Annotated in this window: 18 protein-coding genes; 14 read left to right on the top strand and 4 right to left on the bottom strand. The window is 39.4% G+C overall.

The window, feature by feature from the left end; translation table 11 throughout:
* Positions 1–192: 192 nt before the first annotated feature.
* From BVC89_RS26975 to BVC89_RS26925, 11 genes are all read left to right on the top strand, one after another.
* Positions 193–1107: a CAP domain-containing protein gene (locus BVC89_RS26975; RefSeq protein WP_158658151.1), complete on the top strand. Its 915-nt coding sequence runs from the start codon at positions 193–195 to the stop codon at positions 1105–1107.
* Positions 1108–1450: 343 nt separating this feature from the next.
* A complete protein-coding gene (locus tag BVC89_RS26970; protein ID WP_086934189.1) occupies positions 1451–2086 on the top strand; it encodes a YjfI family protein in 636 nt (211 codons plus the stop codon).
* Positions 2087–2091: 5 nt separating this feature from the next.
* A complete protein-coding gene (locus tag BVC89_RS26965) occupies positions 2092–2775 on the top strand; it encodes a PspA/IM30 family protein (RefSeq protein WP_086934188.1) in 684 nt (227 codons plus the stop codon).
* 260 nt (positions 2776–3035) lie between these two features.
* A complete protein-coding gene (locus BVC89_RS26960) occupies positions 3036–3248 on the top strand; it encodes a hypothetical protein (protein ID WP_086934187.1) in 213 nt (70 codons plus the stop codon).
* Positions 3248–3583, top strand: a complete 336-nt coding sequence (locus tag BVC89_RS26955; RefSeq protein ID WP_086934186.1) for a YbjQ family protein — start codon at positions 3248–3250, stop codon at positions 3581–3583. Before BVC89_RS26960 ends, BVC89_RS26955 begins: the two co-directional genes overlap by 1 nt.
* 225 nt (positions 3584–3808) lie before the next feature.
* Positions 3809–4486: a DUF1449 domain-containing protein gene (locus BVC89_RS26950; protein WP_086934185.1), complete on the top strand. Its 678-nt coding sequence runs from the start codon at positions 3809–3811 to the stop codon at positions 4484–4486.
* Between the two features lie 26 nt (positions 4487–4512).
* A complete protein-coding gene (locus tag BVC89_RS26945) occupies positions 4513–6423 on the top strand; it encodes a hypothetical protein (RefSeq protein WP_086934184.1) in 1911 nt (636 codons plus the stop codon).
* Positions 6424–6485: 62 nt separating this feature from the next.
* Complete coding sequence (locus BVC89_RS26940) at positions 6486–6707, top strand: glycine zipper domain-containing protein (protein WP_086934183.1); 222 nt, start codon at positions 6486–6488, stop codon at positions 6705–6707.
* A gap of 30 nt (positions 6708–6737) precedes the next feature.
* Positions 6738–12080 (top strand): DNA repair ATPase, encoded by a 5343-nt coding sequence (locus BVC89_RS26935; RefSeq protein ID WP_086934182.1) that lies wholly within the window; start codon positions 6738–6740, stop codon positions 12078–12080.
* 3 nt (positions 12081–12083) lie between these two features.
* Positions 12084–12656 (top strand): rhomboid family intramembrane serine protease, encoded by a 573-nt coding sequence (locus BVC89_RS26930; RefSeq protein WP_086934181.1) that lies wholly within the window; start codon positions 12084–12086, stop codon positions 12654–12656.
* Between the two features lie 32 nt (positions 12657–12688).
* Entirely contained in the window at positions 12689–13234 is a 546-nt protein-coding gene (locus tag BVC89_RS26925) for a TFIIB-type zinc ribbon-containing protein (protein ID WP_086934180.1), read from the top strand.
* An 89-nt stretch (positions 13235–13323) separates the two neighbouring features.
* Here the strand turns inward: BVC89_RS26925 and BVC89_RS26920 are convergent, their stop codons facing one another.
* A complete protein-coding gene (locus tag BVC89_RS26920; RefSeq protein WP_158658150.1) occupies positions 13324–14229 on the bottom strand; it encodes a homocysteine S-methyltransferase family protein in 906 nt (301 codons plus the stop codon).
* 94 nt (positions 14230–14323) lie between these two features.
* A complete protein-coding gene (locus BVC89_RS26915) occupies positions 14324–15778 on the bottom strand; it encodes an MATE family efflux transporter (RefSeq protein WP_158658149.1) in 1455 nt (484 codons plus the stop codon).
* 217 nt (positions 15779–15995) lie between these two features.
* Between BVC89_RS26915 and BVC89_RS26910 the strand changes: the two genes are divergently transcribed.
* Complete coding sequence (locus BVC89_RS26910) at positions 15996–18851, top strand: DUF349 domain-containing protein (protein ID WP_086934177.1); 2856 nt, start codon at positions 15996–15998, stop codon at positions 18849–18851.
* Positions 18852–18884: 33 nt separating this feature from the next.
* Here the strand turns inward: BVC89_RS26910 and BVC89_RS26905 are convergent, their stop codons facing one another.
* Entirely contained in the window at positions 18885–19688 is an 804-nt protein-coding gene (locus BVC89_RS26905; RefSeq protein ID WP_086934176.1) for an alpha/beta fold hydrolase, read from the bottom strand.
* 153 nt (positions 19689–19841) lie between these two features.
* Between BVC89_RS26905 and BVC89_RS26900 the strand changes: the two genes are divergently transcribed.
* Positions 19842–20858: a GlxA family transcriptional regulator gene (locus BVC89_RS26900; protein ID WP_086934175.1), complete on the top strand. Its 1017-nt coding sequence runs from the start codon at positions 19842–19844 to the stop codon at positions 20856–20858.
* Positions 20859–21095: 237 nt separating this feature from the next.
* Positions 21096–23144: a M13 family metallopeptidase gene (locus BVC89_RS26895; RefSeq protein ID WP_086934174.1), complete on the top strand. Its 2049-nt coding sequence runs from the start codon at positions 21096–21098 to the stop codon at positions 23142–23144.
* A gap of 313 nt (positions 23145–23457) precedes the next feature.
* On the opposite strand, the gene BVC89_RS26890 is transcribed toward BVC89_RS26895, so the two are convergent.
* Entirely contained in the window at positions 23458–26370 is a 2913-nt protein-coding gene (locus BVC89_RS26890; RefSeq protein WP_086934173.1) for a TonB-dependent receptor domain-containing protein, read from the bottom strand.
* Between the last annotated feature and the right edge of the window lie 21 nt (positions 26371–26391).

Genomic DNA, 26391 nt, shown 5'->3' with positions numbered 1-26391 from the left:
AAAATAAGTAACAATAATAAAGTAAAATATTTTTACAAAATTTTATCTAGATTAAAAAAATATTTTATAACAACGAGAGTGACAGTCTATTTAATATGAGTGAAGGCTCACAGTTTTAAGTTTTCTTAAATGTCAGTATTTTGCCGCACTATCACTTCTATTTTCGCTTCACTTCATATTCTAGGAAAAAAAATGTTTAATGTATTGAACACTCGTAATTTTTCATTATCGTCAATTCTTAGTTTCTGTTCGCTAGCAGCTCTATCGCTTAGTGCATCTGCACAAACCGATTTAGCAGCAGGTGTTCCGGCAAATGATTTATCCGGTGCTAGAAATTCTAGTCAAATTTTCAAAATTGATATTCCTTCAGGAGCAACAAATTTTGTTGTGAAAACTTCTGGGGGTGTCGGTGATGCCGACCTTTATGTTCGTTTTAATCGCGAACCGACTCGACGCAGATTTGATTGTCGTCCTTTTATTGGTGGCAATGAAGAGACCTGCTCTTTTGGCTCTCCTCAGGCTGGTACATATTTTATTAATATTATTGGGTACAGTGCGTTTTCTGGTATGAGTTTAGAGGCAAGTTATGATAATGGTGGCAATCCAACTCCGACTCCAATTCCTACTCCAACTACAACCCCTGTTCCCACCACGACACCAACTCCTGGCCCTGGAGGCTGTCAGCCCACAGCTGAAGAGGCAGAGCTAGTTGCTGCTCATAATGCTGCGCGTGCCCAAGGTCGTAATTGTGGAAGCACTTTCTACCCAGCTGCGCCACCAGTGCAATGGAGTTGTAAACTTGGAGAAGCGGCACGAAATCATAATCAAGACATGGTGACGAATAACTTCTTTAGCCACACAGGTTCGGATGGCCTGTCCCCCTTCGATCGAATTACCAATCTCGGTTATAACTTTTCTAATGCTGGAGAAAATATTGCTGCAGGACAAACTAGTGTTGATTCCGTTATGTCTACATGGCTGAACAGCCCTGGGCACTGTGGCAACATTATGGGCGCTTCATTCACTGAGATTGGTGCCTCAGGACTCGATGGCGCTGGCGCCCAATATTCTAAATATTGGACTACCGTAATGGCCAGGCCACAATAAGCATGGCGGCAAATGATTAATCCGCTGAGTACTTATTCGAAATTAATCGTGTACTAAAAGCACTCAATATATCCCGATAACATGAGCCTCACCCTATAGTGAGGTTCATTCCTGCCATACTCTTTAATCCACTTACACCTATATATGTTAATAGATGACGAGCCATAGCGCTTAATTTTGTCATCTAGAACACCTATCATGTTTGAGATTAGCCTTGTTTGTTTGTATTAACTACTCTATAGAGCCTTCAGAAATAAGGCTGCGCAATGTTACATGTAATGTAAATTTTAATTACATGTAATAGTGTTTGACATGTTACATGTAAGTGAGTAAAGTAAGCGCCATGAAAGAGAAATCATCAGCACATTACCAGAGAGAATACCGGCGCCGGCTCAGAGAGCTGGGGCTGGTGAAGAAAGAAGTTTGGATATTGCCTACGAACTCGAAGTGGTTGAGCAAGTTTGAAAAGCTTTTGCGCAGTCATTTCGATGAATCTAAGTTAGATGAAGGAGTTTTAAATATGACGCAAATGAAACGATGGACAACCTCCAGTTTGTTCGATGTTATGGCAGTAGAACCTTTGTTTGATGGTGAATGTGCAACAATAGAATTAATCGATGGTGCTGAACCTACGATTCACATTGTTATGCATGACTACGGTGATTTGGCTATTTTTCTTACGGTCGCTGGAGAGCAGATCATAGTTGAAGCGGTGTTGTGGTCTGTTGATGAAGTAAAAGATTTAGCTGCATTTAATGATGCAGTTTTGCGAACCCACAAATACTTCCCTCTGTCGACAATTAGTTTGGATACATTGGCTAACGGTAAAGAATATTATCAAATGTTTGGTGCGTTAAGTGCGTCTTCAATTTTACCTAGCGTAATTTTTGAAATAGAAGCCTTGGCATCGAATGTTATTCAAGCGACGGAAGCCTACGGCGATTATTTATTAACTTCACACGAAGCAGAGGTGAGATAAAGGACATGAATATTTGGGCAAAATTGGCAACAGCATTGCGCGGAGGCCTGAATGAAGCAGGTGAAGTTCTGGTGGATTCACAAGCATTGCGTATTCTTGATCAAGAAGTGCGAGAAGCCACAGAAGAACTTAAGCAATCTAAGGATGGCCTGGCTGCAATTATGGCCCGTCAAAAATTAGCCGAAGAAAAGAGTTTACAGCTACAAGCGAGTATCGAGCAGTATGAAGGATATGCCGCCCAAGCTTTAGAAAAAGGAGACGAAGCTCTTGCTTTAGAAGTGGCACAGAAAGTTGCTGAGTTGGAGAATCAACATGCAACAGAAAAAGATGCAGCAAAGGGATTTGCCAAAAATGCTGAAAGCTTGAGAAGTTCAGTTAAAACGGCGGAACAAAATATACTGAGATTAAAACAGCAGATAGACACAGTTAAAGCGACAGAAAATGTTTTACGCGCTCAATCAGCCGTTGCGGAGCGTCATAGTGGAACAAATTCAAAACTTCGCACAGCAATGGATTCGTTGGAGCGAATAAAAGAAAAACAAGCATTAAAACAAGCCCAAATGGAAGCGGCCGAGGAGATATCGAAAGATAATGTGAGTGACTCATTGGATGAAAAACTCAAAGCTGCAGGGATAGCACCAGGGCCTTCAAGCGCAGAAAAGGTACTTGAACGTTTGAAAAAGAAGTAGTGGGTGTTAAGGAACAAGGAATCTTTGCATAAGGACATGAGCATGTTTGCTAGGAGGCATCATGAGAGCCGAAAGTAAAAGGATAAACTTGCGGTTAATAAGTGATAGGGATTTTTAAGGAAAGTCCTTTTAATGGAGAAATGTAGTAAGGAGAGCTAATGCAGGATGCTGCCAGGTTCAAGGATGAATCATTTCAGGCTGCCAAGCTAGGGTGAGAATACCTACCTCAGCGTGTGGTCTTAAGCGTAGAGGAGAATTTTATGGATAGATATGAAAAAATTGGGTACTCTTTTCTTGCTGTTATCGCGCTTATCTATTTGATAGTTATGTTGACAGCTTCCATTATTGCGTTTCCCCACGGATTAATTGGCTTCTTTCTCATCATCGGAATTGGTACATTATTTATCAAAGTAGTTAAGGAACGGCTAGAAAATAAGGAAGATGATTTTTATTCAAAAGGAGTAAAAAAATAATGTTAATAACAACGCAAGATAATTTTACTGAATACGATATCGTTGAAACCCTAGGTATGGTAAAAGGTAATACTATTCGCGCACGGCATGTAGGTAAAGATATTTTAGCTAGTCTACGCACGTTAGTGGGTGGAGAAGTTTTAGAATATACTAAGATGATTGCCGAGTCACGAGAGCAGGCTACCGATAGAATGATTGCTGATGCGCGCAGTATAGGAGCCGACGCAATTGTTTGTGCTCGCTTTACTACATCGCCCATGATGCAAAACGCAGCAGAGCTTCTAGCCTATGGAACTGCTGTAAAAATTAAACGTAGGGTATCAACTAGTTTTTAAGAGTCGGGTGAATATAATAAAGGGAAGAGCTAAGTAATAGGACTTAACTTAATACGCTATGCTTATCATTGTTGTTCTATTCTTCTTCACTGTAAACTCTTCTCTAAGAATAAGTGGATGGTATCTGTCTTAGGTGAACTTATTTATTATTACTGTATTTTAGTAAAATGATTATAGCTTAGGTAATGAAAAGCATTTTACTTTAAGAAATTATGGAGGAAAGCAATGTTTGCAATACTTTACAGCAAAAATATGGACCCTTTTTATAATATATTCCTCTCATTTCCCACTGTTATATTCTCTTTACTAATTGTTCTTTGTATTTTGTTTTGTTTGGTAGCAGTTTTGGGAGTAGTCGATTTTGATATACTAAATTTCGATCTTCCCGAGGCCGATAATCTTAATGTGGACAATTTAACCAATGCAAATGTGCTAGCAAGCCTTATGATGAGGCTTGGTCTAGTAGGTATTCCTGCTCCTATTATCCTTTTTTCGATGTCACTAATTGGATGGCTGACCAGTTTTATTCTTTGTTATTATACATTCAAAATTTTCCCAGAAGGGATTTTAAGATTTGTTTGTGGAGTAGTTATATTATTTTCTGTTTCGTTTTTCTCTGCTTATATTACAGGTCTTATATTAAGGCCTTTCAAAAAGTTTTTCGAAACTGCGAATCAAGAAGTTCAAAAAGAAATTATTGGTCATTTAGGAGTTGTTAGAACCTCCAAGGTAAACGATAAGTTTGGTGAAGCCACAGTAGAGGATGGCGGTGCAGGACTAATCGTTAAGGTGCGTTCTTATAAACACGAAGAGTTTTCACGTGGTGATAGAATTATTTTGCTAGACTATTTGCCACAAGAGAATGTTTATCGTGTCATATCAGAAAAAGATTTTAATAAGTAATTTAGATTTTTACAAAGGAGAGGAAAATGTTTACTTCGGAACATTCATTGGCAGTTTCTATTTTTATAGCTTTAGTAGTTGTTATATTCTTAGGTCTTCTAGCCGTAGCTGCACTCTATAAAGCTTTCTATGTGAAAGTAGAACAAGGCGTTGCTTTAATCAAAAACGATACTACACCAAAGCCGAAAGTATTCTTTACAGGTGCTTGGATATTGCCTGTTGTTCATAAACGAGAGTTGATGCGTATATCTCTCATTACCATGGAAGTTGATCGGCGAGGTAAAGATGGATTAATTTGTCGGGATAATATGCGTGCAGATATAACGGTAGCATTTTATCTACGAGTAAATGAAACGCCGGAAGATGTATTGAAAGTTGCTAAATCTCTTGGCGCTGCAAGAGCTTCAGATAAAAAAGCAGTTAATGACTTATTTAATGCTAAATTCTCAGAAGCTCTAAAAACTGTTGGTAAGCAAATTGACTTTGTAAATCTATTTGAAGATAGACAAAACTTTCGAGATAAAATCATCGAAGTTATAGGAGATGATCTTAATGGCTATGTTTTGGAAGATGTCGCTATCGACTATCTCGAACAAACTCCAAAAGCTCATTTAGATGCTTCCAATATACTTGATGCCGAAGGTATAAGGAAAATAACTGAACTTACGGCTCAACAGAATGTGAAGACAAACATCTTTGAACGTGATGAAGAGCTTGCAATAAAAAAGAAAAATGTTGAGACGGTTGAAGCTATGCTAGAGCTTGAGCGACAACAAGCAGATGCCGAAGCAAAACAGGCCAGAGAAGTAGCTACTATAAAAGCTAGAGAAGAAGCTGAAACAATACGTGTTCAAGAAGAGGAAAGGCTTAAGGCTGAAGGAGCAAAAATTCAATCAGACCAAGAGCTTGCTATACAAACTGAGAATCAGCAACGTGAAGTTGAAGTAGCTGAGCAAAATCGCCAACGCGCTGTTGTTATCGAGGTAGAAAAAGTAACTCGTGCCAAAGACCTTGAGATCGTTGCAAGGGAGAGGGAAGTTGAATTGCAGCGCATAGATGCGGAAAAAGCGGTAGAAATCGAGAAGAAAGAAATCGCCAATGTGATTCGTGAACGAGTTTCTGTAGATAAAACAGTTGCTGTTGAAGAAGAGAAGATTAAAGAAGTTCGCGAAGTTTCTGAAGCCGATAGGTTAAAGCAAACACTTGTATTAGATGCAGAAGCAAAAGCGGAAGAAGAAAAAGTTAAAGAAGTGAAACGAGCAGAAGCACAAGAAATCTCCGCGAAACATAAGGCTGCGGAAATTACAGTTCTGGCTCAAGCAAATTTAGAAGCCAGTGCAAAAGAAGCAGATGCGAAGAAGAAACTAGCTGAAGGTGTGCAAGCAGAGGAGGCTGCTAGAGGCTTAGCTGAAGCCAAAGTGCAAGAAGCAAAAGCCGATGCGCTAGAGAAGGAAGGTTTGGCTGAAGCTCATGTGATTTCTGCCAAAGGGCAGTCAGAAGCTACTGTTGTGGCAGCTAAAGGGGAGTCCGAAGCCAAAGCGACTCGTGAAACAGGTTTGGCAGAAGCCGAAGTAACACGTGAGAAATTTAAAGCTGAAGCAGAAGGCCTTGTTGATAAATTTGAAGCAATGAATAGCATGAGCTCCGACGCTCGTGAGCACGAAGAGTTTAGAATGGGATTAGAAACAGCGCTTAAAGAAGCGATTGCTTCAATAGAAGCAGGTAAAGATATCGCTCGAGAGAATGCAGAAGTCTTAGCTGTTGCTCTTGAAAAGGCGAAGATCGATATTGTTGGTGGTGAAGACCATTTCTTTAATAACTTCGCTAAATCGCTATCTATAGGAAAGGCTATTGACGGACTAGCAGAGAAAAGTGGCACGATTCAAACTATGCTAGCGAAAGTGTTAGAAGCTAATAAAGAAAAAGATGTACATTAAAATCAGTTTTTTAAATTTCATTTTTAATGAACATATTTAATAAAATCAGTGGGTGACCATCTATGAACAATATTAATGACATTTTGCTGCAAATATCAAAAGATGAGATTAAAAAAAATGTAAGTATTGGGGCGGGTGTTGGTGCTGCGCTAGGCCTTGCTAAAGGCAATGTTGTAACTAATACTCTAGTGGGGGCAGGAATCGGTGCTGGGCTCGGATGGTTATTGAGTGAATTTACAGAAAATAACTCAGAAGAGAAAACCTCCATCGAATCTGAAAAATAAGTTGTAATAGAGTGATTAGGGAAAGCTAAAATGTCTAATACTGTAGAAAACGTGGTTGATACGGCTGTTGCTGAAGGTGGTGCGTACGAAGTTATTAAAAAGCGCCTTGTCGAACAAGGGCGCTTATTGGAGCAACACGTTAAATCTCTAAACGATAGCCGAATCCAAGAGTTCGGTAGTAAAGACATGGCAGTGGATGCACGTGTACGTGTACGTACAGCTAACAACTGCATTGCGCGAGATATTGTGCAGGTTGGTCGATACATGCTATTTGGCTACAACGTATTCATAGGCTTAAAAAAAGAAACTCGTGTTGAGGATGTTTTTGCACTTTTTGAACTTACTAAAAGTGAGCAATCTACCGATATTCAAGAAGTAGAAATCGAAAATACATTTCTTACTGACCCTAAATTTATTAAAGAGTTTAAAGAGCTCTATCGGTACTATAAAAATGCTAAACTCTTACAACTCATTGTAAAAGATAGTAAATTACTAATGGGTTTTCAGATTGGTGAGCGAATTGAAGATATCCGTGTCTTTCGCTGGTCTCTATCTGCAGATGGAGAAGAAGTCGAGTATATTGATAATCGTGGTGAAAGGGATATTCAATTGCCACCAAAATATGACTTCGAATGGTCGCAATGTAGTCGAGATGATATTGTTCATGGGCGCCATCCTCATCTCAATATTTTAGATACTGTTTTTGTTGAATGTATTAACGGTAATTTGACAATTAAAGTTGAAAATAATACTCAAGATGGTTTAGGTATTTATCGAGAAGACATAGATAATTCAACGCAATCTATTGATGATGGTCAATACTTCTATGCCAAACTTGGCGATTTAGTTTTACTTAAGATTCTTCCTTACCAGGAAGAAAGATGGCGCTATTTTATCTACAATACACTCACACAATCTGTTGCACGTATTGATGCTATTGGATCATCTTGTGTTCAGCTGCCGGAAGATCATGGTGTGGTTTTTCCTGGGGGCTATTATCTGCAATCTGGAGAATATAAAACTTATGATACAGATTATCCCAATTTAAGCTTTAAGCGCTCGATTCGCTCACCAAATGGCGAAGATGTGATTTTTATTTTTTATGAGCAGGTAGATGGTGTTGTTGCATTATTTGCCTACAACATGATTAATAAAACATTACAAAATCCTATTTATGGTCATGGCTATGCCTTATCTGAAGACGGTACTTTAGTCATTTTTTCTGCGGATAATGAGGCGACGAGAGTTCACCCTATGCAAATATGGCATACGCCTTATGTTAGTGATGAGTTTGCCAGTCAACAGCCAGACAGCCAAACCTTTTATGGCCGTATCGGCAACCCTGGCCTCGTGCGTGGCATCTCTGATCTTTATAGCGTTTGTCGTTTAATTGAAAAGCAGTCGGTTTCTGTACGTTTATATGAAGATTTATCTAAAGCAGCACTAAAAACTTTTGATGATCATTATTGGTTAACAGATGAATCCTTGATTGAAACTAACGAAGTACTTAAAGAAATTGCTGCAACATCTGAGCTCGCAATTGATGAGTTTGAAAAAGTTCAAAGTATTCAGCAACAGTCGCGTAAAGCTTTACAAGATGCGCAGGTGCAACAAGCCACATTGATTAGCGAATCACGTACGGCAACCTGGGAATCTGTTGAAGAGTATGTCGACTGTTTAAATAAAATGCGACATCAGCGCGGATTACTGGCAACAATAAAAGATTATCGTTATATCGATACTAATGAAATAGAAAAAATGGATGAGGCGCTACTAGAAGCGCAACAAATTATTAGTGAGAAGACCACTAACTTTCTAGCAAATGAAAATTCGCTAACGCCTTATCATGATAAAATTAAAACGATTAATGAAGATCTCGAAAAAGCAGATACAGTTGCCGAATTAAAACCGATTGTTGATATTGTTGATGAAACAGCAACAGGATTAGATTTATTATCAGAACTTCTCTCGACTCTTAAAGTTAACGATGCCACCATTAGAACACGTATCGTTGACTCAATCTCAGAAATATACTCTAAATTAAATCAAACTAAAGCTAACGCTAAACATAAACAAAAAAATGTTGGCAGCGAGGAAGCGACGGCTGAATTTTCGGCACAATTTAAGTTATTTTCTCAGAGCATAACTAATGCTCTAAGTATGTCAGATACACCTGATAACTGTGATGAACAGATGTCCCGTCTGTTAGTACAGCTTGAAGAACTGGAAAGTCAGTTCAGTGAGTTTGAAGAGTTTCTCACGTTTATTATAAATAAACGTGAAGAAATTTATGAAGCTTTTGAGTCTCATAAACAACGTTTACTTGATGAGCAACAGAGAAAAGCTCAGTCAGTAGTTGGAGCTGCTGATAGAGCGATTAAGAGTATTGAAAGGCGTTCTTCTAAGTTTAGTGAGATTGATCAGCTTAACACTTACTTCGCATCTGATCCTTTAGTATTAAAGATTCAAGAGTTTGTCATTAGCTTAAATAACTTGAATGCGTCGGTTCAAGCAGATGATATTGATGCACGTTTCAAAGCAGTAAAAGAGCAGGCCGTTAGGATGCTCAGAGATAAGTCTGATATTTATGAAGAGGGTGGAAATGTAATTAAATTGGGTCCGCGACATAAATTTAGTGTTAATCAGCAGGATCTTGACCTCACTATAATTCCAAGAGAAGAGTCTTTATATTTACACCTCAGTGGAACAGATTATTTTGAGCTTATTGACGACCAACAATTACTTTCACTAAAACCATATTGGAATATTAGTCTTACCTCGGAAAGCCCTGAAGTATATCGAGGCGAATATTTAGCATATAGCATACTAAAATCAGCTGAGCATGAAAAAAACAATGTTACGCTCGATGCCTTATATCGTGCGATTAATGATGAGCAGGCAATAACAAAAATTGTTAGAGACTTTGCCGCTCCCAGGTATAAAGAAGGCTATGAAAAAGGTATCCATGATCACGATGCTATTATAATTCTCAAAAAACTTCTTCCTGTGATTCAAAACGCAGATCTCTTGCGTTTTGACCCTATAAGTCGCGGTTTTGCACAAGTTTTTTGGGCTAATATAAAGCGTATCAACGATCAGCTTGAAAATAAACGTTTGACCTACGAAACATGGACTAAGCGCGCTCAGTCTGCCACACACATGCTGCAAGTATTCTCAAGTAGTGAAGCTCAGCGTCTTTTAGCTGAAGAAGTTCGCAGTGCTATGAAAGAGTTTATAGTTACCCATCCCATGGATATTTCCGCGATGGATATTGCTCGCGCTGCAGATTATTTGGTACTAGAACTAGGCCGCGACCGTACAGAGTTTATTGGGAGTAAATACGCACACCAATTAGCAGATGAGCTCAAACGCTCAATGGATGATGATTCCTGGCGACGCTTTCAAATGGCTTTGGAAAAAATGATGGGATGGCCTGCTGAAAGATGGAATTTGTCTTGTGCATGGCTATCGGCATTAGTGAGCGAAAAAAATATACTGCATTTGCAACGTTATATCCCAGAAGCTGCGGGATTGATCAATGCTGATGAACGCATAAGCCGACGCACAACACAAACGGATTTAGAAATAACTGTAGACGGTTTAATGGGTGAGCATCCTAATATAGAGAAGCGAACATTGCACTTCTCTTTAGATGAATTCTTAATGCGTTTAAATAATCACGTTGTCCAACACATCCCTAATTATGAAAACTACTTGCTTACGCGTCAGCATATTATTTCCCAGCAAAGAGAAGAGCTTAGGTTAGAGGAGTTTAAACCTCGCCCGCTTAGTTCTTTTGTTCGCAACCGCCTCATTAACGAGGCGTACCTTCCTATTATAGGAGATAACCTGGCCAAACAAATGGGAACAGTGGGGGATAATAAACGTACCGATTTGATGGGTTTGTTAATGATGATTTCTCCACCGGGATATGGCAAAACTACGCTTATGGAGTATGTTGCTAGTCGACTCGGTTTGATTTTTATGAAAATTAACTGTCCATCAGTAGGGCATGATGTTATCTCTTTAGATCCCAAGCAAGCTCCTAATGCGACGGCGGAGCAAGAACTAAAAAAGTTAAATTTAGCATTAGAAATGGGGAATAACGTTATGCTGTATCTCGACGATATTCAGCATACTAATCCTGAGTTTTTGCAAAAGTTTATTTCTTTATGTGATGGCACTCGTCGTATCGAAGGTGTCTGGCAAGGTAAGACCAAAACCTACGACATGCGTGGCAAGAAGTTTTGTGTTGTTATGGCTGGTAACCCCTATACCGAGTCAGGTGAAGTCTTTAAGATACCCGATATGCTGGCAAACCGAGCAGATATCTATAATCTTGGCGATGTACTTGGTGGTATGGATGATCAATTTGCCTTAAGCTATATTGAAAATAGCCTTACATCGAACAGTGTATTAGCGCCGCTCGCAACACGGGATCTAAATGATGTCTATTTATTTGTTGATATGGCGCGAGGAAAAGATATTGCAACAACTGATTTGAGCCATCAGTACAGTGGTGCGGAGATCAATGAAATTGTTGACGTTTTGAAAAAATTGTTTGTTATTCGTGATGTTGTGCTAAAAGTTAACCAGCAATATATAGCTTCTGCGGCGCAAGCAGATAAATATCGAGTTGAGCCTCAATTTAAATTGCAAGGAAGTTATCGGAATATGAATAAAATGGCGGAAAAAATATCTTCTGTCATGAATTATGACGAACTTATGCAGCTTATTGAAGACCATTATATGGGAGAGGCACAACTTTTAACCGCTGGAGCAGAAGAGAACTTGCTTAAACTTGCTGCACTGCGAGGTAATATGAAAGTAGAGCAAGAGCAGCGCTGGCAGGTGATTAAGGAAGATTTTCTTCGCAACAAAGCTCTGGGTGGAGATGATGCAGACAGTGGTCAAAAGATAGTAAGCCAAATGCTCGATTTAACAAGCGAAATGAAAAATATCGCCCATGCTGCAGCTTCTATTTCTGATCAGGCTAAAACACAAGATAGATTAAAAGAGAAAATTGTTAAGCTTGAACGTAACAATGAAGATATAAACAGTAATAAAAAACTAGAAAATCAAGCTGTATTAATCAATACTTTAAATGAAATTAAGCAGGCAATAGTAGCTAATGAGACGAGTGTTGAGGTAGTTAATCAGCCTGTTCCCGGTATGGATCAGCTATTAAGAGTTTTAGCAACCACAATTGAAAGTAGTATTTATCCTCTAGTAAGGAGTATGGATAAAAAACTAGACATTGATTTGCGAACACATGAGAAAATGAATGAAGTTTCTCAAAGTCTACGTGACTTAGAACAACAACTAAAATTACAAAAAACAAAAAAGATAGATAAGAACTTATCAGGCAGTTAGCTTATGGCTGGTGTTAAAGACCAATTTAAATTAATTCTAAATATATGCCTAGTAATGGTCGCGATACACTCAGCTAATATTTTCTTGAATGGCAATCTTAACCAGTTTGGTATTCTTCCTGGAAATGTAAATTCATTACCGTATATTCTTACTGCCCCATGGCTTCATGGAAGCTGGGGCCACTTAATTAATAATTTAATTGGTATGGCCGTATTTAGTTCACTCTGCTTAATCAGAGGCATCCCCTTCTTTGTAAGAAGCAGCACAATAATTGTTGTACTTACTGGTTTGTTGGTGTGGTTTTTCGGTCGCTCTAACGCTGTTCATATTGGTGCTAGTGGTTGGATATTTGGTTTATGGAGTCTATCCATTGCCATCGCTTGGTTTCAAAGGAGCTTTCTCAATATTGTTATAGCGATATTTGTTGCTTTCTTCTATGGCGGTATGATTTGGGGAGTAATGCCAACTGACCCTTATATTTCTTTTGAGTCTCATTTTTTTGGCGCCTTCTCTGGAATTGTAGCTGCCTATATGATGACTCGTGGCAATAAGAGTTTAAGTAAACGAAGTAACTAGTTGGATTTGGATGTGCTTTATAAGGAGTCCCTATGAAATGCCCTAATTGTAAACAAAATGATCTGGCCCCTAAAGAATTAGAAAAAGGCCTCGTTGGTGCGGGTTGCACAACCTGCGGTGGTGTGCTTTTACCATTGATGAATTACCGCTATTGGCAAGATATTCACAGCTCATCTATAGAGCCTTGGGATGAAACAGTTGAAGTAAAAACTGAAGATAGTTCAGGCGATGGTGCTAAGTTTTGTCCAAAATGTAATCGCTTCATGAGCAAATATCGTATCGGCCTTGAGAGAGATAATCGCGTTGAATTATGTGCAAATTGTGATGAAGCATGGCTTGATACTGGTGAATGGCAGTTGTTAAAGTGCCTAGACCTACATAATCATTTACCTGATATATTTACCGATGCATACCAACGGGAATTACGTAAAAAACAACAACGCGAAAAATGGGATATGCACTTTGAAAAAGAGATCGGCGCTGAAGACTTTGAACGGGTCAGACAGTTTAAAATATGGTTGGACGACCATGACTCATTTACTGAAATCAAACACTATCTCAATATTAATTTTGATTAGGGTTTGTTAACGGAGCTTGATTAGTAGCTCCCCAATCGCTCAATAGTATAAGTCACATAGATTACGGTACCGACAATCGGTGATAGGTATCACCGATTGTCCACCATATATTGTAGGTGCTCGTTATTAGTGCCACAGCAGCCCCCCATAATTTTAATACCTGATTGCTGATTTAATTCTAACATTAGCTCTCCCCACTCACTGAGGCTGTCAGCATGCAATTCGCTTGCTCCGTCCAGATCACAATGATCCAAAGAGGAAGCATTAGCTTGCAAACCTATCAATCTTTTTAATTCGGCGCTTCCTATATTTTCAGGGTTGAGAAAAGAGGGGTAAGAGCAATTAACAAAATAACCTAAAGGTGGGACTTCAGTCTTGGTATCAATTAACTCAATGGCTTTTTCCAAACTTGATCCATCGAGTACCTTCCCATCTCTCCCAATCACGAAACTTATAATATAGGGTAACTCACTTGATTGCATCGCTTTAGCTATGCCTAAGGCTTCGTCAACATTAGGTAGAGTGGCAGCGAAAAGAAAATCTGGGGAGGTTGTAGAAAGTTGTTCTATTTGCCAACTGTGAAACTCTTCAGCCTCTGCTGTAGATAGGCCTTCTTCAGGTAAATAGCAATCATTCTTACAACCAATTAAGCCGCCAATTTTAATTAAATGTTTGGCGTTATGAAATTCATTGCGAACCTCTTGCATGAATCTAATCGCATCAATATTGACAGAGCTATTAATTGTTGAGTTTTGTACTCGATCCCGATTTGCTCGCCATGTAGGAGTGCATATGAGAATGGGAATATTAGATGCTTTAGCTATACTAATATAGTCTTTATAAACTTGTTTTAAGCTAGTACTTGCTAACGCATCATAAATCAGAGGTGCATGTACAAGGCTATCATGAAGCTTAATCTTACTATCCCGCCGTAAGCGTTCGACAATAGCTGCTTCTGCCAATATAAAGTCACTATCTTCTAGTAATTGCTTCATCTTTTTTCTCAGCATTTTTTTCATTTCACGAAAACCTACTTCATCATATGAAGTAGCGACAGAGCTTGCTTGTATTACTTCAACGAGTTCCGTTTCAATTACGGCTAAGAGTTCCCAAACAATACCGTGTAGATATTACGCGTAGCCTCATAATTAGAATAATGCCTGCCATAAGCAAGCCGATAACCAAGCCAAACCAAAACCCCTGTGCATACATTGGTTCTACAATAAGACTTGTTAAACCTAAGATATATCCAAGAGGCAGACCAAAAAACCAAAAAGTAACAAACATAATATACATGGTAATTTTAGTATCTTTATAGCCGCGCAGTGCTCCAGCAGCAGTGACTTGAAATGCGTCGCCTAATTGGAATGCTGCAGCATACAACAGTAATGTACTTGATAGTGCGATAACCTCTGGTTGACTGTTATAAAGCTCAGCAATTTGAAAACGAAAGTTATATAACATGATGCCACTGAATACGGCATAGGCAAGTGCTAAAAATATACCATAGTAAGCTGTGAAGCGAGCATCGAATACTTGATCGGAACCTATAAAAAAACCAATGCGAATAGTCAAGGCCATACTTAGGCTCAAAGGGATCATAAATAACAGAGCGGAGCAATTGAGCGCAATTTGATGTGCAGCGACAACAGTTGGATTCAAAGGTGCCAAGAATAATGCGATAACAGCAAACATACTGGACTCAATAAAATGAGATGAGCCAATAGGTATACCTAGGCGCAATAGAGAACGTAGACTAGGCCAATCCCATATTTTATCCACTTTAGATAATTTAAATGGCAGATAGGCTTTTTTCGTTAATACTACAACTGCCATGTAAAAGAACATAATATAAAATGAAATGGCACTAGCCCAGCCACACCCTATACCACCCATTTCAGGTAGGCCAAATTTGCCATAAATGAGGCCATAATTTAAAAACGCATTGCATACCAAGCCAATAACACTGGCCATAACGGCAGGCTTGGTCAAAGAAACTCCATCACTGTAAAAGCGTAAAACATTATATAAAAGGACAGGGAGTAGACCCCAAATCATCGCATTCAAATAGCCGTTGGCAATCGGACGTATAGCGTCATCTGCTCCAATTAACACTAGCACCGGCGATAAGGACATAAGCAGCAACATCGTAAAAGGTGTCACAAAAAGTACTATCCAAGCAGACTGAAAAACCTGTTTGGGTATTTCCTCATAACGTTTTGCTCCGTGTAATTGTGCGACGGTTGGAGTAAGTGCCGATAGCAAACCGGTGAGGAAAAGAAATATCGGAAACCACATGCTGCCACCAATGGCAACGCCAGAGAGGTCGCGAGCATCATAACGACCCGCCATAACAGTATCCATGGTGACAACAGCCACCTGAAGTAACTGCACCATAAGTATTGGTCCACCTAGTGAAAACAAGGAGCGGCTTTCATTTCTAACTCGTGTTTTTAAAGAGGTAGGTTGTGTTTTTAATGTACCTGTCACCACAATGTCAGATCCCTGAGTAATAATAATGGGCAAAAATGCCTTGAGTGCCATTTGGCGGGCATGATAATACCAGTTTGAAACTATCAGTAGTTCAAAATATTGTTCAGTCTTTGTATCATTTACCCCTGAGAGAAACCTTACATATTCTTTGCCGTATGTATGTTTCGTGTCATTTTTATACTGGTACTCGAATGATCGAGAAAATGTCCAGACGCACACTAAAGCGGCGTCTAGGTAACCACTTTTAGTCGAAAAGTAGGACAACACTATGAAATTATTTCGTCAGCTATTTGGTAAAACACCAGCTCCAGCCCCCGTACCTGAAACATTAGAAAGCAAATTAAAAAAGCTTGAGGCGTACAGTGTCGAACAACTAGAAGCTTTGGCAAAAGACAACGATGTTAGCTCAGACGAAATCAGCTTAAGAGTTACTGCAGTTGAACGCTTGGCCGTAAGTCACACCTTATATGAATTGGCATCCAAAGGGGATGTGTCATCAGTGGTTGAAAAAGCAGCACGCCAAAGATTAGCTTATTTTATCGATAATAACGAAATTTCACTCGAGTCACTTCTAAAATATGTGAGTGATACTGAAAAGCTGTTGGCTATTGCCTCATTTTGCCGACAAGTGGATCTAGAGGCACAAGTGCTTGCTCAGGTAGATGATCAGGAAATGCTAGCAAAATTATGTCAGTCCGCTACTTCTGCCTCGGTTAGACAGTCATTGGCTGAAAGAATCGAATCGCCCGAACTTTTGAAAGAGCTGTCTAAGTCTCTTAAAAGCAAAGACAAAAAAGCCTACAAAATAATCAAGTCCAAATTAGATGTTATTCGTGAGCAAGAACACAAAGCTGCTGAATTAAAAAGCAAGTTAGAAAGTGTGTGTGAAGAGGCCGAGCAGCAAGCTAAACGCAATGTAGATAAAGACTATATATCGCGCCACAACCGTATAAAAAGACATTGGCAGGATGTGAGCAGTGAAGCAGATGAGGCGGTACAACAGCGCTTTAATTCGGCTATGGAAAGCTGTGAAAAATCCATTACGCAGTACCATAAAGATTTGGATGCTGCGCGAGAACTGGAAGCTAAAGTATCAAGTCTAGATCAAGATCGTCATGAGCTATTAGGTAAGCTTTGGACAACTGTAAATAGTTTATACGATCTCGAATCTGCTGATGATGAAGCGCTGGGAGCTATCCAGAAGCTATTCGAAGAACATAAAAATCGATGGAATGAACTAAAGAGTTATGGCAAACCTAATACAACATGGGTGAAAACATACACCCAGATGTGTGACGCTATTGACACCATTTCCCATGCATACAAAGACAAAGGCTCTTTGATTCAGCACAGCGCCTTGATTATAAGTGATGATCAAACTGAGGAAGACAAACAAGCAAGTATTAAATATTTACGAAATCTCTTGCGACCCATTCGCTCTTTTGAACGCATGGAAAATAATTATCCAAGTAATGAAAATGTCAATAAGACAACTGCACTTCTTAAACGTCTAGAGGCTGATTCGGCGGCACAAGAAGAAAGTTATCAAAAGCAAATTCGATTACTTGGTGGTTTAATTCGTAAGGCCAATCAAGCCACAGAGCAAGGGCGTTTAAAGCAAGCGATCGGTATGCGCCATTCTATCGATGAAAAAACAGAAGCTATTGGTGAGTTACCTAGTAATATACAGCGTAATTTAGAGAGCCTAGATGAAGCTATCCAAAAGTTGGTGGATTGGCAAGCATACGCGGTTGTGCCCAAGAAAAATGACCTAATTGAAGCTATGGAGAAACTAGTAGGGGCTGACCTTGCTCCTGAAGCTCTGGCGACAAAGATCAAAAAATTGCAAAGTGAATGGAAAGAACTAAATCAAAGCGGTAAAGACAGAAATGAAGAGCTATGGCAGCGCTTTAGTGAATTAGCTGATAAAGCGTACGAGCCTTGTAAAGTATACTATCAAGAACTCGCTGATACGCGCTCTGCTAACCTTGAGAAACGCCAAAAATTAGTCTCACAATTAGAAACATTCTACCAAGAATATAATTGGGATAAAGCGGATTGGAAACATGTAGAAAAAATTATACGCACGGCGAGATCAGAGTTACATAGTTACTCCCCTGTTGAACGGGCGGCGAATAAAAGTGTATCGCAATCTTTTGATGCAGCAATGACAAATATACAAACAAAGTTAAATGATGAATTTGCTAAAAATAAGGCATCTAAAGAGCAGCTAATTACCCAAGCTGAAAATATCACTAAAATGGATGACCTACAGCAAGCTACCGATGCAGTAAAACGTTTGCAAGCACAATGGAAAACTATCGGTCGTTGCCATTATCGCGATAGTGATCAGCTTTGGAAAGATTTCCGCGCACATTGTGATGCGATATTTGATAAAAAGAATGCTCAGTACGAACAGCGTAAAGCCGAAATAGACAAACATATCGAACAAACTAGGAGTATTGTCGATAAAGTTGTTGCACTTAGCACTTTAGAGGGAGACGAGTTATTAGCTGCTAGATCCCAGCGCGATCAGTTACAACAAGAATTTTCAGAAGTTGAAAACTTGCCGGAGAAAGTAATGCATGCATTACAACGGGATCTTGGTAAAGCGGTAGAAAAGTTTGAAAATAAAATAGAACAATTACAAAAAGGTAGTGAAACACAAGCTTGGAAAGTATTCTTTGACGCTTGTAAAAAGGTTAATAATTACTGCTATACATATAACGAAAACCAAGGTATTGACGATACAACTCGTGATGAATTAACAAGCTTTATCGCATCTATTGAACAATGGCCGGAAGGTGGCCAGTCTGTAATTAGTGAAAAAATCGCAAGTGTTGAGAAATCACAGGAAAATCTCAATACAGATAACCTTAAAGCACTGAAGATGTTATGTATTAGAGCTGAGATTCTTGCAGATAGATCATCACCGGAAGATGACAAAGATTTGAGAATGGAATATCAAGTTAATTTATTGCAAAAAGGCATGGGTAGAATCAATGAAGAAAAAAGCGGAGCTAAAATCGCTAAAGAATGGGTGAAAGTTGGGCCAGTAGAAGACGATGTTTATCAAACTCTATTTGATCGTTTCTATAATAGCTGGTCAGTGCTGCCTGTCTGATCGTGCCATTAATCTAAGGTCTGTTAACAGACCTTAGATTATTGATATGCTGGTAATAAAAGTAGCCAATAGATCTACGACCTCGCCTTGTTGTTCTCGGTGGGGTACATGCCCACAATTTGCAACCATCTTAATTGTCGATGGCCCCCCAGATAAACGACTGATAGCCTGCGGTTGTTTTAGAGAACCGTACTCATCATCTTCTCCATAAATAATCAATACCGGACATTTAACTGAGGCCAACTCGGTATCTTGATTCCAATTCGTAAATTCATCAGATAACCATGTATTCAGCCACGAATTTAATACCCAACGAGCTTTGCTACTATGGTACTTTTCCAGTTTGGCGATTTGATTGGGATTCTTAAAATGTAATTTAGCCGCCTTTAAACCAGTGATAGTCTTTTTCTCAACAAATGCCACTGACGATTCTATAATAAGTGCAAGACAGCGTGTCGGATATGTAGCAGCTACTACCACACCCATACTACCTCCTACACTATGTCCGAAACAAATAAAATGGTTGACTTCGAGATGTTGGCAAACATCCTTAAATATACTGCCAGCTTCTTTATTGATAAAATTAAGCTCGATATCGCCAGCATGAGAGTCCGATCGGCCAAACCCAATACGATCATAGGCGATGACTTCGTGCCCAGTAGCTAATGCTAATAATTGTGGAAATTTATGCCACAAATCTACACAGCCAAGGGAATCGTGTAGTAAAAAGATAGGTATATTTAGTTTTGCCTCACACCCTTTTGGTAACCATCTTTTTATAAAAATCCGACCATACGATGTTTGTAAGTACTGCTCGATAACCGTTATTTGGCTCATATATATGTTTTAAATTTTTGAAAAATCAATAGATATTATTGTGTTTAATAACGGCTTGATAAACAATTACCGATTGGGTTAATTTATAGTCCGATCAGGCCATTAATGTTTTAATCATTGTTATGGGTGTTGGCAGTCTATGGGGGGAGTGGAATGAGAGGGGATAAAAATAGAGCGAGAACGAAAAGCTATGACAAAAATGCTGTAAAGAAAATTGCGATTATTGCTTATGACAATTGCTGGGCAATGAGTGTATTTTCCGTAAAAGACTTTTTTAGGATTGTAGCCCTGTTAGAGAAGCAGCTTGGTTTAAATAATGCATTTGATGTTAATATCATTACATTCGATGGACAAGAAGTGATAGCAGCCGGAGGCAATTGTATTACCCCCTGCGCGGCACTTAGCAAGCGTGCTGTTTACGATTTTATTATTGTTCCACCAATGGAAGGCCCTGCACTTATTGCAAATCAATGGCGCTCATCCAATATGACTCATTGCTTAATAAACAATACTCATGAGAATAGTTTAATTCTGGGATTAACAACAGGTGTAGGTCTTCTTGCGGATGCAGGTATTGTCGATGGAAAACTATTAGCGACTCACTGGGCATTCCTCGGCTATTTCAGAAAAGAATTCCCCAAATGCCAATTTATTGCACATAATTCTTATTTGCAAAGTAATAATTATTTCACAACAGGCTCAATGAATGGTTGTTTCGATGCTTTGCTGGCCTTTGTCTGTAAGGTAAGGGGGGATGCCTTTATGCAATTGTGTGCAACTCACCTTTTAATTGATGACCCCCATCGCGTAAATCCATTATTACCCGGTCATAGAAATCATCATGATAATATTGTATTAAGAACCCAAGACTGGCTTGAGAATAATTTTGCCAGCGAATTCACCATTAGCGATTTGGCAATAAAGTTTGGTGCTAGTGAGCGCAATTTGAAGCGTCGTTTTCAAAAAGCAACCGATATTTCAATTATCCATTATTTACAAAAAGTCAGAGTTGACAAAGCAAAGAAGCTGCTTATTTCGACTCGCTCAAGTATCAAAGAAATTGCCTATGAAGTAGGCTATGAAAATGTTAGTTTTTTTATAAGGTTGTTTAAACGCAGTACTGGACTCACCCCATCTCAGTGGCGTGATGACGATGCTTGGAGGCCTTAAGTATTCAATAGGCTTTGACCATCTTTTGTCATAGATTTTATGTATAAAATCTATGAATCTAGTGTTAAAAGCGTTTAGTTGAGTTACACTTTATCGTATTTAGCATACGCCTTACCGCATTTTTTCTTTGCTATTCAACGTCATATTTATAATAAACTATTTGCTATTTCCCTAGTCAATATGACCGACTTTCCCAAAGGGAAAACTTGCATATAACTTAAGTACTTTGGAATCTCTATGAAACGATTACTCCTACCACTAACCGCACTTGTCTTGCTAGAAGCCTGCGCGCCGCAACAGCATAGCCAAAACAATGCTGTTAAAGCTAAGCCTCTATCATCAGGTGTTACTTTAAATAATTTCGATACAACCGTTAAACCGCAAGACGATTTATTTCGCTATGTGAATGGTACTTGGCTTAAAAATACAGAGATCCCAGCAGATAAATCTAACTACGGCTCATTTACAGTTTTGGCTGATAATGCGCGCGAAGATATGCGTACAATTATCGAGAGTTCTGCTAAACAAAAAGATGCCACAGAAGGTAGTGATGCCCAGAAAGTTGGTGATTTATATAACAGCTATATGAATGTTGCCTTACTAGAGAGTTTGGGTATGAAGCCCTTAGCTGAGCCACTCGCCGTGATCGATAGCATTAATGATAAGGCTTCTTTAGCATCCTATTTTGCAAAGGCGCAAATGATAGGCTCTGATTCGCCTTTTGGTTTTTTTGTAAATAATGATTCAAAGCAACCTGATCGTTATATTACCTTTTTTGTTCACAGTGGTTTAGGGCTTCCAGACCGTGATTTTTACTTCAAAGAAGATGATAACTCGGTAAAAATTCGAAAAGATTATGTACAACATATTGAAAAAATGTTCACTCTTGCAGGCTTCGCTTCGCCAGCTAAATCGGCTAAAACGGTTATGGCTTTGGAAACTCGCATTGCTGAAGCCCACTGGAAACGGGTAGACAGAAGGAACCGCGATCTAACTTATAATAAATATAAAGTTGAAGAATTAAATAAACTTATGCCCGATTTTAATTGGGATGGTTATTTAACAACTTCCGGAATTGCTAGCGAAAAAGAAACTATTATTCGTACACCGAGCTTCTATGAGAAATTTAATACTATTTTCAAAGAAACTTCCTTAGAAGACTGGAAGACCTATCAGCGTTGGCATTTGCTGACTTCCTATTCCTCATTGTTGACCAAAGCTCTCGATCAAGAAAACTTTGCTTTTTATGGCACTAAACTGCAAGGTACGGAGCAACAAGAAGTGCGCTGGAAACGCGCCGTTTCTGCTGTGAACAGCCTATTGGGTGAAATGGTGGGTAAGGTTTACGTTGAAAAGCACTTTAAGCCAGAAGCAAAAAAACGTATGACAGCCATGGTAGAGAACTTACGTGAGGCCTATCGTTTAAGTATTCTTGATTTAGAGTGGATGGGTGAAGAAACTAAACAGGAAGCGCTTGTAAAATTAGAAAAGTTTAATCCTAAAATTGGCTACCCGAACAAGTGGCGTGACTATTCGAAGTTAACAATTGATAGCCAAGATTTGGTGGGCAACTTTATGCGTGCTCGTCTTTTCAACAATCAATTACAAATTGATAAGCTAGGTAAGCCTATTGATAAAGATGAGTGGTTCATGACACCGCAGACAGTTAATGCTTATTACAATCCTAGCTTGAATGAGATCGTTTTCCCTGCCGCTATTTTGCAACCTCCTTTCTTTAATATGGAAGCAGAAGACGCCGTTAACTACGGTGGTATCGGAGCTGTAATTGGCCATGAAATGGGACACGGCTTTGATGACCAAGGTGCAAAATCTGACGGCGATGGTGCTCTACGAAACTGGTGGACTGAAACAGATCTTAAAGAATTCCAAGAGCGTACAAGCAAACTGGCTACCCAATTCGATGGCTTTGAAGCTCTACCTGGTGAATTCGTTAACGGTAAATTTACCTTAGGCGAGAATATCGGTGATCTTGGTGGTTTAACCATTGCTTATAAGGCTTATCAACTTTCTTTAAAAGGCAAAGAAGCCCCTGTTATGGATGGTTTTACCGGTGACCAACGCTTCTTTATTGGCTGGGCACAGGTATGGGCGAGAAAATACCGCGAGGAAAACCTTCGTCAGCGTATTACCACTGATCCTCACTCCCCAAGTGAATTCCGCACCAATGGTGTAGTAAGAAATATGCCAGAATTTATTGAAGCGTTTGATGTAAGCGAAAAAGATAAACTCTTTTTACCTGAAGATGAAAGGGTAAAAATTTGGTAAATTATTGCTAAAATTTTGTTGAGGTAGAGCAATATAACAATTCTCTACCTCAATAATTCCCTCTTTCAGTTCTTCGTTACATTCTCTTCTTTCGATTACTATCCATAATTTAAACGTCAATAAAGAATGCCTTTATTAGGTAGCGTTGCTATATCGCATTATTATATCTATGCAAAGATAAATATAGAACTTTTGCTTTATGCTAAGGGAGTTGAAATATAAAGTGGAGGAAACAAAAGGGTGAAGGAAAAATAAAAAAGCCAGCACAGTATGACGCCGTGCTGGCAATAGATGGGGGAAAACCTAAAAATAATTAGAATATAACGTTAACACCAGCAAATGCGCGACGACCGATCAAGTCATACAAAGCATTTGTTGTATAACCTGGAGGCGTTTTATCAAACAGGTTACGTACACCAATATTAAATGTTACGTTGTCGTTAAACTCATATCTTGCAGATAAATCATGAGTGATAATAGATGGAACAAATGCTGGTGATAAATCTTCAGGGCTGTCTGCGCCTGGAGATACATCAAATAATGCTGATCTGTCGATATAACGAAGTGTCCAGTTAACACCTACACTATTAACTAGGTAATCAGCAGAGAAGCTTGCTTGCCATTCGGGATCACCAACTTCGCCTTCCTCAACGTTAGTTTCTTCAGGACGATCTTGGAATTCAAAACGCTCAAGCTCTAGCAAGTGATTTACATATAAACCCATCGCTAAGCTACCCGGCAAGTTTACAGTTTCCATTGGAAGTGTATATCTTGCTTGTAATTCAATACCTTGGGTTGTTAACGCTGCAGTGTTTAAGAATATTGAAGTAACAGTATCCACATTGCCTGTAGCATCTCGTTCTACAAGTGAACAGAAAGCATCATCAGGTGAGCCTGCCGCATCCACACAGTTGTCGATAATATTTTGAGCTGTTACAGCGTCAATGGCGTCTTCTATTTCAATATCATAGAAGTCTACAGTTAAAGAAAGGTCATGTGAAAAATTAGGTGTCCAAACAAAACCTACTGTAGATGATGTTGACTCTTCCGGGGTTAATTCTGTATTGCCACCGCTTAGAACATTAACAGACACCGCATCGCTAGCGTCGAAGCCTGGTGCAATTCCTATAGCCGCACAGTTAGCAGCACGATCTGGATCATCATTAATATTGTCTGCATCACAAGGGTCTGCAATATTAGCAAAGCCAGGAGATAGCGGGCTGAAAGCTTCATTAATATTTGGCGCTCTTACTGCCTCACCATAGGTACCGCGTATTCTGAAGGTTTCAAAAGGTGCGTAAATAACACCAACTTTAGAAGCATCTACACTACCAAAAGGCTCGTAATCTGCATTACGGTATGCCAAGTCAACAGTAAACTCGTTAACAAATGGTAAATCCGCTAAGATTGGCAAGCTTAATTCTATAAAGCCTTCCGAAACATCAAATTCACCTACTACATCTGGAGTTGCTGCAGTAGTAAGGAATCCTCTTTGAGCAAATTCGTCAGTGGTTGATTCTGATCTTTCTTCACGGTATTCGAAACCTAGTGCAACGCCAATTGGGCCACCGGGTAAATTCAAAAATTGCTCAGTATCAAACACTAAGCTACCACCAATAACTTCTTGATCAATCTGATCTGATCGCACCACATTGGCTGATACAAAGTCTCTAGCAGCAGCTGATACTTGACCATTACCAAAGGCATTATATGGAACACATTGGTCACCATTAACTAGTGCAGGGTCTTGATAATTTGCACCTTGCAGACTTGCCACTTGGCTACGGCAAGCTGCTTGTCCAGTAGCAGGGTCTATAACTGCATCAAGTGCTGCTACAAAATTACTTGGAATCAAATCATTAAGAGTTGTGCGAGAGTTATTTGTACGACCATTGACATAAAATAACTCGTAGTTAAAGTCCGTAGCGCTAATAGTGAAGTCACCGTCGAAGCCACCAACGAATCTGAATGTTTCACGTCGGTTATCCGCCGCACGAGGCCCTAGTTCATCAAAGAGCTTTGAAAAGCTTACTTCGGTAAGACCTGCATTAGTGTAGGTCTGTCTTAAGTCTGCAGGTAAAAAGGCATTATCTGCAACATTGATATTGACATTGCCAAAACGGAAAGAGGGGAGGAATGTTTGCTCAATATCGGAGCGAACGTATTTAATGTCACCAAACACATTAATGCTATCTGTTAGCTCATAATTAAATGTTGAGCCAACATTAATTTTTTTAATACCTGGTAAGATATCTTCGTAATCTTCCGAGCCAAAACAGAAGTCGCAGCCATCGGGGAAGTTACCAAACGCAGCGTTGTTAGACTGGTCTCTAAGCGTTTGCAGTACTGGATTACCAGCATTGTCAAAAGTGTATAGTGGTACGCCAGAAGCGGCAGGGGCGTTTAGCACACCGTTAGCATTAAGGAATTCTGATAATACTCTGGGAACAAAAAGTCTATCAGGAATACCATCATTTTCCCCTGTGTCGTTAGGGTTAACAATCGAGCCAAAATTATCCAACTGATTTAAGTCATTTGAAACCGTTTGCTGAATGCGCTCGCGGCTAGCATAGAATGTAACATTACCACGATCATCCGGAAGGTTAGCACCGGCAACTAAACTAAATGAAAAATTCTGAGCGCCAACATCTTCAGTGGATTCAGAACCTGAAGCATTAAATTCAAAGCCTTCAAAATTCTTCTTTAATAAAACGTTAACAACACCAGATACAGCGTCAGAACCATAAACCGCCGATGCGCCACCCGTGATAATTTCTACACGTTCTACAAGCGCTGAAGGGATAGATCCCAAATCTACTTGAGCCGACCCTGCAGCCGCAGCTACATGGCGTTTACCGTCAACTAGTACAAGTGTACGTTCAGTACCTAAGCGCCTTAAGTCAGCAGAACTAATACCTGCAAAAGCATTATTGTCATTATTACCAACAATAGTATTTGTTGCACCAATTGCAGCGTTTTCTGCAAGTATAGATGCAAGATCTGGTGTTGCAGCTCTGGAAATAGATGTGGAGTCTATCGAAATAATTGGTGCTGGTTGCGACACTTCTGGTCGTGCGATACGAGAGCCTGTCACCACAACAATTTCTTCTACTAACTCGTCGCTAGTGTTTTTTTCTTGAGCGAACGCTGCTTGAGTAAGCAATGTTGGAACCGCTATCAAAGCGATACAAGTTTGTATCGCATTCGATAATTTCTTCTTCTTCATTAGTTTATTGCCCCTACTTTT

Source organism: Agarilytica rhodophyticola (assembly GCF_002157225.2).
Taxonomy (GTDB): domain Bacteria; phylum Pseudomonadota; class Gammaproteobacteria; order Pseudomonadales; family Cellvibrionaceae; genus Agarilytica; species Agarilytica rhodophyticola.
The sequence above is the reverse complement of the archived record's forward strand: the minus strand, read 5'-3'. Positions and strand labels throughout refer to the sequence as shown.

Excerpts from the sequence above, each read along its gene's own strand:
- BVC89_RS26975 (WP_158658151.1), top strand. The coding sequence starts at position 193 with ATGTTTAATGTATTGAACACTCGTAATTTTTCATTATCGTCAATTCTT.
- BVC89_RS26970 (WP_086934189.1), top strand. The coding sequence starts at position 1,451 with ATGAAAGAGAAATCATCAGCACATTACCAGAGAGAATACCGGCGCCGG.
- BVC89_RS26965 (WP_086934188.1), top strand. The coding sequence starts at position 2,092 with ATGAATATTTGGGCAAAATTGGCAACAGCATTGCGCGGAGGCCTGAAT.
- BVC89_RS26960 (WP_086934187.1), top strand. The coding sequence starts at position 3,036 with ATGGATAGATATGAAAAAATTGGGTACTCTTTTCTTGCTGTTATCGCG.
- BVC89_RS26955 (WP_086934186.1), top strand. The coding sequence starts at position 3,248 with ATGTTAATAACAACGCAAGATAATTTTACTGAATACGATATCGTTGAA.
- BVC89_RS26950 (WP_086934185.1), top strand. The coding sequence starts at position 3,809 with ATGTTTGCAATACTTTACAGCAAAAATATGGACCCTTTTTATAATATA.
- BVC89_RS26945 (WP_086934184.1), top strand. The coding sequence starts at position 4,513 with ATGTTTACTTCGGAACATTCATTGGCAGTTTCTATTTTTATAGCTTTA.
- BVC89_RS26940 (WP_086934183.1), top strand. The coding sequence starts at position 6,486 with ATGAACAATATTAATGACATTTTGCTGCAAATATCAAAAGATGAGATT.
- BVC89_RS26935 (WP_086934182.1), top strand. The coding sequence starts at position 6,738 with ATGTCTAATACTGTAGAAAACGTGGTTGATACGGCTGTTGCTGAAGGT.
- BVC89_RS26930 (WP_086934181.1), top strand. The coding sequence starts at position 12,084 with ATGGCTGGTGTTAAAGACCAATTTAAATTAATTCTAAATATATGCCTA.
- BVC89_RS26925 (WP_086934180.1), top strand. The coding sequence starts at position 12,689 with ATGAAATGCCCTAATTGTAAACAAAATGATCTGGCCCCTAAAGAATTA.
- BVC89_RS26920 (WP_158658150.1), bottom strand. The coding sequence starts at position 14,229 with ATGAAGCAATTACTAGAAGATAGTGACTTTATATTGGCAGAAGCAGCT.
- BVC89_RS26915 (WP_158658149.1), bottom strand. The coding sequence starts at position 15,778 with ATGGCACTCAAGGCATTTTTGCCCATTATTATTACTCAGGGATCTGAC.
- BVC89_RS26910 (WP_086934177.1), top strand. The coding sequence starts at position 15,996 with ATGAAATTATTTCGTCAGCTATTTGGTAAAACACCAGCTCCAGCCCCC.
- BVC89_RS26905 (WP_086934176.1), bottom strand. The coding sequence starts at position 19,688 with ATGAGCCAAATAACGGTTATCGAGCAGTACTTACAAACATCGTATGGT.
- BVC89_RS26900 (WP_086934175.1), top strand. The coding sequence starts at position 19,842 with ATGAGAGGGGATAAAAATAGAGCGAGAACGAAAAGCTATGACAAAAAT.
- BVC89_RS26895 (WP_086934174.1), top strand. The coding sequence starts at position 21,096 with ATGAAACGATTACTCCTACCACTAACCGCACTTGTCTTGCTAGAAGCC.
- BVC89_RS26890 (WP_086934173.1), bottom strand. The coding sequence starts at position 26,370 with ATGAAGAAGAAGAAATTATCGAATGCGATACAAACTTGTATCGCTTTG.